Source organism: Tenacibaculum sp. AWR4_210 (assembly GCF_056160945.1).
The window spans coordinates 1-474 of the sequence record NZ_JBSWYF010000047.1 but is presented as its reverse complement, the minus strand read 5'-3'; the positions used below and the strand labels follow the sequence as shown (position 1 = coordinate 474).

The following is a 474-nucleotide window of genomic DNA, read 5'->3' as shown; positions in this document are numbered from 1 at the left end:
GCCCTGCAGCGAGACTTCGCCTATAGACCTGCTATCTGAGTCCGCTCAAGCTAGTTACAAGCGCTTGATGCTAGGTTTGGTTTCCACGTTTATGCCCTGTCAGAGCAGTAGAATGGCGGCAAAGGTCGCCCGCATGACTTGCCTCCTCTTGCTGGGGTTTCCATGCCTTTTGCTTGCGGCCTGCGCGAGCTTTCCGCTCAGCTACACCGAGTTTCAAGCGCGCCTTGACCGCGCACCCTACCAATCACAGCCGCTGTCGAGCGCGTGGATCTCGGTGCCGGAGGCCGAGATGGTGCTGGAGCGCCGCTACCGCTCTATCACCGAGCAGCGCATCCTACTGCCCAATCTGACCGCCATGCGCGGCGAAAATTTCATCCTGCTGCAGTCCGAACGCTCGCCGCTCTCGCTTGGCGGGCGCTTCCGTCCGGCCGATCTGCTGGCCTCGTCGCAGGGCACGCCGCCGCCCTTCGAACG

General features: G+C 62.2%; 1 protein-coding gene. It reads left to right on the top strand.

Features of this window, described 5'->3' with window-relative positions; translation table 11 throughout:
- Positions 1-112: 112 nt before the first annotated feature.
- On the top strand, positions 113-474 hold a 362-nt coding region (locus ACXAG7_RS19955; RefSeq protein ID WP_476667923.1), incomplete at its 3' end, for a hypothetical protein.